Raw genomic sequence first — 9,513 nt, 5'->3', positions numbered from 1 at the left:
CGGCGCCCGCAGAAGCCCGCGGAACCTTCGGAGGAAGCCCATGGACCTGGACGCCATGTACCGCGAACAGGCCGCCTATTGTACGCAGCTGCTGAGCAAGAACCTCAGCCCGAAACGGCGCGCGCAGCTCGAGCGGGAGCGGCAGGACTGGCTGGTGCTCGCCGACGAGCAGGCCACCTGGCGCGCCGTTCAGGCGAACGCGCGGGCGAGACCGCTGCGCGCCTGAATTCCGCGGCCGGCGCGCGCGAAAGTGATCTCGGCGCAGGTTGATATCGCAGGCGCCCCAGCGCTCACTCCGCGCGGCCGCCGCCACGGCCGCATTTCCCGAAGTTCCACGCGAACGCAGGGAGCTTGTGATGGATTCCGCCATCCTTCCGTCGGACCTGCCGCCGCGGTCCGTGAGCGAACAAGCGCAAGTCCCGCCCGTCGACCAGATGATGCGCGCCTATGTCGGCTATCTCGCGGGATGGTTCGACATCGCCCAACTGGCGGCGGGACGCCGCCTCGAGCGCTCGGGGGTGCGAAGGCCCCTGCTCAGCGACTGACGCGGCGGAGAAGACAGCCAGATAAGCGAAAGCCCCGGCTCTCGCGCTGCCGAGGACCGGGGCTCGCGAGCGAGACTTCGCCAGGCTAGGCGACCCGCTCGCCTTTCGCATCGCATTATCAACATGCAGGGCCACTTTGCAGCCCTACGGCAAAAACCTGTCAGCGCGCGGACAGGTTCGAGCGCGACCGTAGAAAGTTTTGGAAGCTTTTCAGACCCAGCGCAGCGCGCGCCGCACGTCCTGAAGCTGCTCGCGGTCGAGCTCCTTCCAGCTGCGCGCCTCCTCGATCAGGCTGTCGCAATAGCGCTCCGCATCCGCGCCGTAGGTTCGCCGCCACTCGGCCGCCAGGCGTTCCGCCTCGATGACCTCCTGGAGCGTGTCGATCAGCCTCTTGCCCATCTGACCTCCTCGCCCCCTCCGCGCGCACCCTGCCAAAGGACGCGCGGAAAAGATCGATCAATTGCGAAATTTCCGATCACGAAGGCGGTCCGGGCCCGCGCCGAACAGGAGGCTTGGCCACCAACACAGGAGAAGCGCCGTTCACCAGCGCAAACGCATGACGCCCAGGCTCCAGAGCGTCAGCCCGCCGACGAGACCCCATTCGCAGACCGCGGGCCCGAACGCCGGGCGTCGCGGGACGCCGATCTCCCCCCCTTTCGTGCCGCACGAGCCGCCGCGAGGCCGCTGGTTCGCATCCCCTGATCGGGGGCCGGCGCCCCCGCGTCGCAGGTGCGAAGGGAGATGGGGGCCAAGGAAAATTCTTAAAAATCCGCTGGATTAGAAAACGAATGAAAGAGCTTGCGATGCAGCGGAGATGGAGACTGTGGGGTGTCGGGGACCCCCTGGGCAAGGGTCGAAATGGATGCGCAGCGAACTGCACGAACCCATCACCTTCGCGGAACCGAACCGACGAAGTACGGCGGCCGCTCGAACCCCGGACTACGGTCCGCTGGACCAGGCGGTGGCGATCTGGATCGAGCGTGAAGGGCGGGCGCGCGTCCTGGTCGACGACGCGTTGCGGGTGCTGTGGATGAGCTCGTCGGCCGAGCGGATGATGAGCGGGCCCAACTCGCTGCTGATCCGCAACGGCCACATTCGCACTCGGGAAAACCGGTTCGATCAGCAGCTGCGCGAGCTGATCCGCGGCGCGACCTTGCAGATTTCGACCTGTTGCCTGCATGACGCCAAGATGAGCGAGCACCTGGTGTTGACCGCCCTGCGGCTGAGCTCGCCGGCGGACGACATGGTGGGGCTGACCCTGCTGCGCGCCAGCGACGACTTTTCCTTCGATCTGGCCGACCTGCATTCGGCTTTCGGCTTCACCCAGACCGAATCCCGCGTCGCCTCCCGCCTGATGGGCGGCCGTACCGCCGGCGAGACCGCCGACGAACTGGGCGTCTCGCTGGAGACCGTCCGCACCCACATCAAGCGGGCCTACGCCAAGCTGGGCGTCTCGTCACGCGAAGGCTTTTTCCACCGCCTGACCCCGTTCGTGATCCCGCTCGCCTGACACCGTTCTCTCATGGCGACGCCGGGCTTGGCGTCCTTCGCGCCATTCCGGGAATGCACGGAACCTTAGGCGTGATGTTCCTAAAATTGCCGTGAGGCGGGTTGACTGAACTCGGATCGTTCGAGCCGCGCGCCGCTGGAGCCCCGTTTGCCGTCAACCGATACATCGCCAGTCGCCACCGCCGGTCGCTCCATGAAAAATCGATCCGATCAAAGACCCCGGGCGTCACAAACCGGCCAGTCGATTGTCGGCCGCGTGCTCCGCCTCCTTCTCCCGCTGATCAAGCTGCGAAGCCAGTTGCGCGGCATCACGCTGGGCGTGCGGGTCTGCGTGCGCGACGATAAGGGCGGCATTCTGCTGATCCGGCACAGCTACCTGCCCGGCTGGCACTTTCCCGGCGGCGGAGTCGAGTTCGGCGAGACCGCCGTCGAGGCCGCGCGGCGTGAGCTGATCGAGGAAGGCGGGGTCGAGCTGACGGCGCCGCCGCGCCTGGTGGGCCTCTTCCGCAATCCGGAGTGGACCGGCGGCGACCATGTGGCTTTCTTCGAGGCCGGCGCCTGGCGGCCCTGCGCGCGCCGCTGGGGCGTCGAGATCGAGGGCGCGGAGTTCTTCGCCGAAAGCGACCTGCCCGCGGACGTCCACGCTTCGGTCCGCAGGCGCCTGGCCGAGCGCCGGGGCGCGAACGTCGAGGCGATCTGGTAACGGGCGAAAAGCGCCGCGCCACAATCACATGCAATGGACGGCCAAGGCGCCGGCGGCGACGATCCGGTGCTCGAGCGGATGCGCGCGCCCGAGCGTCTATAAGGCGCCGCCGAACACCCCCGCCTCCGGCGGACTGCCCAGCGCGAGCCTCGGCCGTCGCCCCCAGCGGCCGAGGCGTCGCGGGGCGCGCTGCAGCAAGCCGCCGGTCGCCTCCGACGCCGTCAGGCGCGTCTTAAGCGCATTACAGCCATGAAATGGATCAAACCGCCCCGCCGTGCGCTCTAGCTGTGGCGGCGGCGGGCGACCCTTTCAAATGGCGTTTCTGCCGCCGGCGGGCGTTCGTACGGTCGCGGCCGTGACGAGTTCCCATGACGCATTTCGGCGTGGAGCGCAGTCGTTCTCATGACTGAGGTTCAGGAAAACCGGCACGGACTCCTCGAGAGGGTCGCACACCTTCTGCTCATTCAGAAGCAGGGTGCGCAGGGCGAGCACATCGATCCGCAACTGCAGCCGCCGCCCGACGCCGGCGCCTGGGGCGCCGACCAGCGCGACGCCTGGTTCAGCGACGAGATGAAGGTGCTGCGCGATTGTGTCTCCCTCGGCGGCGACGGGCCCCGCCAGTCGATCCTGAAGGAACTCGCGGCGTTCCATCACGAGAGCGTCGAGCAAGCCTATCAGAAGTGCCTCGACTGGGAGAAGCTCAGCGTCGCCGAGTGGAAGGCCGCCGACCGCTCGACGCCGGAGGGCGTGCGGGACTTCTACAACACCACCACCTCCTGGCGGTACGACCTCGCCTGGTACGTCTATCTGCAGGTGACCGGCCACGCCTTTCCGCAGTCGCCCGCCGTGGTGCGCTTCCTGAGGGCCAACGGCGTCGCCGGCGGCCAGCTGATGGATTTCGGCTCGGGCATCGGCCTGAACGGCCAGGTCTTCGACCGCTTCGGCTTCAAGGTCACCATCGCCGACGTCTCCAAACCGCTGCTGGCCTACGCGACCTGGCGCAACGCCCGGCACGGCGCCGACATCCGGGTGATCGACCTGAACGACCAGCCCCTGCCGCAGGGCGCCTTCGACGTCATCACCGCCTTCGACACCCTGACCCACGTCACCGACTTCGACGCCACCTGCGAGCGCCTGCACGCGGCGCTGAAGCCGGACGGCTGGCTGATCGCCAATTTCGACACCCGCGCGCCCGAGGACGCCAGCGCCTGGCACATCCAGGACAACGAGCTCGACCTCGACCGGCGGCTGAAGAAGCCGGGCTTCGCCAGGCGGCACGTGATCGGCGGCTTCCTCAACTGCTACCAGAGCGTCGACCCGAACACCGCGGCCCATGGCGTGCGGACGCTGTGCGGCCGCGCGACCCTGCCGCTGGAGCAGGCGGCCTCGTTCTCGCGGCGGGTGCGCTGGCCGACCCCGCACCGCATGGCCAAGGCGTTGCGCCTGATGTCCGCCCCCCATTGAGGCCGCATGCGCCGCCTCGCACTGGAGACTCTTGCGCATGAATGAGCTGGCGATCAGCGTCGAGGGCCTCGGCAAGAGGTACCGGATCGGGGCCGCGGGCTCGAAGCACGACTCCCTGCGCGACCTGCTTCAGGCCGCCACGCGCGACCTCCTCAGCCGCAAGGCCAACGTCCGCCGCGGCGAGTTCTGGGCCCTGCGCGACGCCAGCTTCGAGATCGCCCGCGGCGAGAACGTCGGGATCATCGGCGGCAACGGCGCGGGCAAGTCCACCCTCCTGAAGATGCTCTCGCAGATCGTCACGCCCACGGAGGGCCGGGCCAGGATCCGCGGCCGCGTGGGAGCCCTGCTCGAGGTCGGGACCGGTTTCCACCAGGAGCTCACCGGCCGCGAGAACGTCTTCCTCTACGGCTCGATGCTCGGCATGGGCCGCCAGGAGGTCGCCCGCAAGTTCGATCAGATCATCGACTTCTCGGAGATCGAGACGTTCATCGATACGCCCGTGAAGCGCTATTCCAGCGGCATGTACGTGCGGCTGGCGTTCGCCGTCGCCGCCCACCTGGACCCCGACATCCTGCTGCTCGACGAGGTGCTGGCCGTCGGCGACTACAGCTTCCAGAAGAAGTGCATCGACTTCGCCAAGTCGCTGGAGCGCAGCGGGGCGACGATCCTGTTCGTCTCGCACAACATGTTCTCGATCAAGAGCATGTGCCCCCGGGTGATCTATCTGCGCAAGGGCCAGGTGGTGTTCGACGGCCCGACCGACGCGGGCCTCAAGCTCTACACCGAGGACAACCGCCTGGCGCAGAGCTATTGGTTCCAGGGCGACGGCGTCGAGGAGCCGCCGCTGGTCGTCACCGACATCGCCCTCACCGACGAGGCCGGCTACGCCAGGTCGATGTTCAACTTCGGGGACCGGATGCGCATCCGGATCCGCTATCGCACCACCCGGCGGATCGACCGCCCCGACCTGCGCATCGGCATCAACCGCTCCGACGAGGTCCATTGCTGCAGCTATTCCACCCACGCCGACAACGTCGACGTCCCCTTCCTGGAGGGCGAGGGCGCGGTCGAGCTGGTCACCCCGCCGTTGCGGCTGGTCTCGGACATGTACACGGCGACGATCGCGGTGCGCGAACGCGGCCACCAGATCGCCTCCCAGCTCGGCGAGAGCTTCCACATCCGCCACCCGGTCTTCCAGGCGAACGCCTATGGCGTGTTCCACGAAGGCGGCCACTGGCGGTTCGACCCCCAGGCGGCCAGGGCCCCGGCGCTGGACGCCCAGCGGCGCTGAACAGGCTTTGCCCCTTAGACTAGGCCTCGGACGACCTGGGCTTCGCGCCCGGAGCCAGGCGCCGCACGCGCGTCACGCGCCGAGCGGGGCGTCCATGGCCCACGAACGGGAACACCGCCCGCCGCGTCGCCGACCCCAGGCGTGAGCGCCGCGCGATCGACCTGAGCGCGCGCGCCGGGTTGAGCGCCAGGGCGCTGCGGATCGCCCGGCGCGCCCCGGCGTAATCGCCGCCATGGGCGCGCTCGAACGCGGCCTGGACGAAGTAGTAATAGTAGACGTCCATCGCGCGGAAGTAGGAGCGCAGCAGATGCACCGGCGTCGGCCAGCGGCTGAGGTTGCGCAGGACGTGACGCCAGAAGATCCGGCGGGTGTACCGCGCGCGCTTTTTCTGGAGCACGTCGTAGGAGCCGCTCGGACGGCCGCGGCAGATCACGCTGGGCGTCGGCGTGAACCCGGTCTTGTACGAGCGGGTCAGGCGCAGCTGCCAGTCCCAGTCGGAATCGCCGATCAGTCGTTCGTCCATCAGGCCGATCTGGCGCGCGACGTCGCCGCGCACCACGGTGGCGCCCACCTGGGGAAAGTAGCCGCTGAGCATGCGCACGAAGATGTCGCCCTGCATCTCGGCGCCGACCGGCCAGGGCCTGCCGAAGCGCCGCAGCTCGTGATCGGCGTGCACGATCTGGCCGAAGACCACGCCGATCTCGGGGTCGGCGTCCATCAGCGCGATGTGGGGCCGGATGTTGTCGCGCGTCCAGACGTCGTCGTCGTCCAGGAAGGCCACGAAGTCGCCGGTCATCCGGCGAAGCGCGAGGTTGCGCGCGGCGGGACAGCCGTCGGTCTCGGTGCGCTCATGGACGCCCCCGAACTCGGCGACGATGTCGGCGGTCTCCGGCGCCGAGCCGTTGTCGCCGACGAGGATCTCGAAGGTCAGGTCCGGGCCTTCGAGGGCGCGGATGCTGGCCAGCGCCTCGCGCAGCATCGCCGGCCGATTGCGCGTCGCGACGATCACCGAAACCACGCGCTTTGCTCGCGACACGCGCTTCACCGGCATCAGAACCACTCGTCCCACCAATCGAAGGCGCCGCGGAGCAGCACCCGGAAAATGTAGTCGGCGTCGAACTGGGTGACGAAGGTCCGGGCGATGGTGCCCGCGGGCCGCGTCTCCTCGGACTGCGAATAGACGATGGCGTAGCCCGCCGCGCGGGCCGCATCGCCCGCCGCGGCGGTCCAGTGGCGGGCCTGGCCGAGCGGAATGGCGAAGGTCTCGGTCGTGCAGCCCAGCCGGGACCGGATGATCCGCCGCGACTCCGCCAGCTCGTGCTCGTACCGGTCGGGGCTCATCGCGGCGAAGTCCGAATGGGTGACCGAGTGGCTGCCGATCTCCGCGCCCGAGGTGACGAGGCCCGCCATCTCGTCCCAGGTCATCACCTTGCCGACGAAATGCTCGACCTTGCCGTCGGTCCAGTCGGTCACCGGAAAGACCGTGTAGGGGATGCCGTAGTCGCGCAGGATCGGCGCGGCCACCGTGGCGACGCTGCGCGCGCCGTCGTCGAAGGTGACCGCCAGGTCCATCGGCGCGCCGCCGGTGAGCGCGATCTGCGAGGCCGGCACGAAGCGGTAGCCGAGCTCCAGCGCCAGATCCAGGTGCCGCCGGAACTGCTGCGGTGAGACGTCGTTGACGCCCCACGCGGGCTGCCCGACCGAGTGATAGGCGAGGATCCGTCCGCCCGGGCGCTGGTGCTCGTGGCCGAATGTGGCCAGGGCGTAGCGCTCGCAGAACATTCGCGCGGGCGCCACGTGCCGCCGCTCGAGGCCGACGCCCTTCACGATCTTCTTGATGACGCCAGCCGCGAGCATACCGCCAATCCCACGCACGCCCGGGCGTGCACGATGCGCACGCCCAATCCACATACGAGAAGGGCTCTGCGCCCCCGCTTCGACGTCGCACAGCCCCGGCGCGTCGAAGGCAAAGCTATTAACGCTCAGCTGGAACAATCGGAGCCATGGCGATCGGAGAAATCAGCGTCGCGGTGCGATCCGCGTACGGCGCGGCCAAGGCGCCGCCGAGGAGGCGCGCCCGGGGACTCGGCGAGCAGGCGCATCTGCGGTTACGCTTGAGCTAGTCCAGAGCCCATCCATGTCGCCACTTTCGAACCAGAGCTACGGCAACGATCGACGCCCGCGAGCGCACTTGGGGCTCGAAGCGGCGCTTCACGCCTTCATGCGGTTGAACATCGGCGTCGTCGTCGTGACGCTGGCGGCGCGATCGCTCCACAGCCGTTTCAGCGCCTACGAGACCCTGCTTCTGGGCGGCGCCTTGGCCGTGACGGCGGGCTTCGGCCTGACGATGGGCCTGCTGGCCGGAGCCGTCGCCCTGATGGTGATCTATCGCGCCTGGGGCGGAGGCCTGAGCGTGGACAGTCTGCGCGCTGAGGACCTCCTCTTCGTTCTGGCGTTCGGCGCGACCGTGGCGGGCGTGGGCCATTTCACGGACGAGGCGCGGCGGCGAGGGCCGACCTGGCGCAGTTCGCCATCGCGCAGTTCCTCCGCGCTTCCGCCGCCGCCGCCCGCTGCTCGCAGCTTCAAGGTCGTCGGACCGCTGCGCCGCGCAGCCCTGCTGACTCAGGGGCGGCGCACGCTAGCCGGCTTCGCCCTGGCTCTGGCCGGCGGCGCTGCGGCCATCAGGTTCCATGCGGCGCTTGGGCCCACGTGGACGCTTCCCCTAGTGCTGGCGCCCGCGCTGGTGGCCGCCGAGTGGACAGGTGGCGCGCGCGGTCTTCTGATCGCGGGCCTTGCGGCCACGCTGCTGGTCGCGTTGTTTCCAGCCGCCGGAACCGGGGGCGAACTGTCCAGGGTCCTGGGCGTGGTCATGGTGAGCGTGTTCGGCTTGCGTATCGGCCTGCTCGGCGAGGCCTTCAGGCGCAATCGCGACGCCCGCGCGGCGCTCGAACGCGCGGGGGCGAGCTTTTCGAGTTGCGGCGATGAGGCGGGCATACGATCTGCGCTGGCGCAAAGCCTGCTGCGCCTCGATCCGCGCGCCAGGATCGAAGTGTGCGACGTCCCTGCCGGCCCCGCCGACCCTGGCGTGCAGGTGCGGCGTCTTCTGGCCGACGGCCGCGACTTCGGCGAGGTGCGCTGGTGGTTCTCCGCCGCCGTGACCGACCGGCGCGCGGCGGACGACACGGCCGCCGCCCTGATCGACATGGCCGCCTGCGCGATCGTTCGCGCGCGTCTCTCCGCCGAACGGGCGGACATGGAAACCGCCATGCGGGCCGAACAGCTGCGGACCATCCTGCTGGACGCCGTCTCGCATCATTTCCGCTCGCCGCTGGCGGGCATTCTGGGGTCCGTCACCAGCATTCTGAGCCTGCCGGAACCGCACGACCGCGGCGTCGACCGGGAGTTCCTGCTGATCATCAAGGAGCAGGCCAACCGGCTGAGCCGTTACGTCGACAACTTCCTGAGCCTGGCGCGGCTGGAGGCTGGGGCGATCGAGGTCAATCCGTCAGAGGTGAACCTGGAGGAACTGATCTACGACGTCTGGGATTCGTTCGGCGCCTCCGGCGGCGCCCGGCGCTATCTCCAGGTCGACCTCGACGTCGAGGTGGTGCGCTCCGACGCCAGCCTGCTGACGCAGATCTTCGGCAACATTCTCGAGAACGCGATCAAATACAGCCCCGAGGAATCGATCGTAGCGGTATCCGGCGCCCGTCGGCCGGACGGGCTGCTGATCGAGATCGTCGACGAAGGTCGTGGCGTTCCCGAGGCTGCGCTTGAGCGCATGTTCGGGCGGTTTCACCGCGTCCAGGCCGGCGAAACGCCAGGAATGGGCCTCGGCCTTTACATCACGCGGAGCCTCGTCGAGATTCTGGGCGGTAAGGTCAGTGCAAGAAATCGGAGCGATGGTCAGACCGGCCTCATAATTTCAATCGCCCTGCCCCGGACGACGACGCATTCATGAGCGAGCAGAACACCATCCTCATCGTCGAGGACGACGAACA

The 9,513-nt window shown here is 68.7% G+C and carries 10 protein-coding genes; 7 read left to right on the top strand and 3 right to left on the bottom strand.

What is annotated here, in order from left to right; genetic code table 11:
• Positions 1–40: 40 nt before the first annotated feature.
• Together VJS38_RS05720 and VJS38_RS05715 are read left to right on the top strand one after the other, a co-directional pair.
• Positions 41–226 (top strand): hypothetical protein, encoded by a 186-nt coding sequence (locus VJS38_RS05720; protein ID WP_324087193.1) that lies wholly within the window; start codon positions 41–43, stop codon positions 224–226.
• Between the two features lie 130 nt (positions 227–356).
• Complete coding sequence (locus VJS38_RS05715) at positions 357–545, top strand: hypothetical protein (protein WP_324087192.1); 189 nt, start codon at positions 357–359, stop codon at positions 543–545.
• Between the two features lie 210 nt (positions 546–755).
• On the opposite strand, the gene VJS38_RS05710 is transcribed toward VJS38_RS05715, so the two are convergent.
• Positions 756–944: a hypothetical protein gene (locus VJS38_RS05710; protein WP_324087191.1), complete on the bottom strand. Its 189-nt coding sequence runs from the start codon at positions 942–944 to the stop codon at positions 756–758.
• 463 nt (positions 945–1,407) lie between these two features.
• Here VJS38_RS05710 and VJS38_RS05705 point away from each other — a divergent pair, with 463 nt between their 5' ends.
• The 4 genes from VJS38_RS05705 to VJS38_RS05690 all read left to right on the top strand — a co-directional run bounded on the left by VJS38_RS05705 (position 1,408) and on the right by VJS38_RS05690 (position 5,512).
• Entirely contained in the window at positions 1,408–2,055 is a 648-nt protein-coding gene (locus VJS38_RS05705) for a helix-turn-helix transcriptional regulator (protein ID WP_324087190.1), read from the top strand.
• Between the two features lie 255 nt (positions 2,056–2,310).
• Positions 2,311–2,757, top strand: a complete 447-nt coding sequence (locus VJS38_RS05700) for an NUDIX domain-containing protein (RefSeq protein WP_324087189.1) — start codon at positions 2,311–2,313, stop codon at positions 2,755–2,757.
• A gap of 402 nt (positions 2,758–3,159) precedes the next feature.
• Positions 3,160–4,221 (top strand): class I SAM-dependent methyltransferase, encoded by a 1,062-nt coding sequence (locus VJS38_RS05695; protein ID WP_324087188.1) that lies wholly within the window; start codon positions 3,160–3,162, stop codon positions 4,219–4,221.
• Positions 4,222–4,258: 37 nt separating this feature from the next.
• Positions 4,259–5,512 carry a polysaccharide ABC transporter ATP-binding protein gene (locus tag VJS38_RS05690; protein WP_324087187.1) on the top strand — a complete coding sequence of 418 codons (1,254 nt, stop codon included), beginning with the start codon at positions 4,259–4,261 and terminating at the stop codon, positions 5,510–5,512.
• Positions 5,513–5,531: 19 nt separating this feature from the next.
• Here the strand turns inward: VJS38_RS05690 and VJS38_RS05685 are convergent, their stop codons facing one another.
• Both VJS38_RS05685 and VJS38_RS05680 read right to left on the bottom strand, forming a co-directional pair.
• Positions 5,532–6,563, bottom strand: a complete 1,032-nt coding sequence (locus VJS38_RS05685) for a glycosyltransferase family 2 protein (RefSeq protein WP_324087186.1) — start codon at positions 6,561–6,563, stop codon at positions 5,532–5,534.
• Positions 6,563–7,369 (bottom strand): polysaccharide deacetylase family protein, encoded by an 807-nt coding sequence (locus VJS38_RS05680; protein ID WP_324087185.1) that lies wholly within the window; start codon positions 7,367–7,369, stop codon positions 6,563–6,565. The genes VJS38_RS05685 and VJS38_RS05680 overlap by 1 nt, the downstream gene beginning before the upstream one ends.
• A gap of 490 nt (positions 7,370–7,859) precedes the next feature.
• Between VJS38_RS05680 and VJS38_RS05675 the strand changes: the two genes are divergently transcribed.
• On the top strand, positions 7,860–9,473 hold the full coding sequence (locus VJS38_RS05675; RefSeq protein ID WP_324087184.1) for a sensor histidine kinase: 1,614 nt from the start codon (positions 7,860–7,862) through the stop codon (positions 9,471–9,473).
• The last annotated feature ends 40 nt before the right edge of the window (positions 9,474–9,513 follow it).

Source organism: Phenylobacterium sp. (assembly GCF_035276905.1).
Classification (GTDB): domain Bacteria; phylum Pseudomonadota; class Alphaproteobacteria; order Caulobacterales; family Caulobacteraceae; genus Phenylobacterium.
The sequence above is the reverse complement of the archived record's forward strand: the minus strand, read 5'-3'. Positions and strand labels throughout refer to the sequence as shown.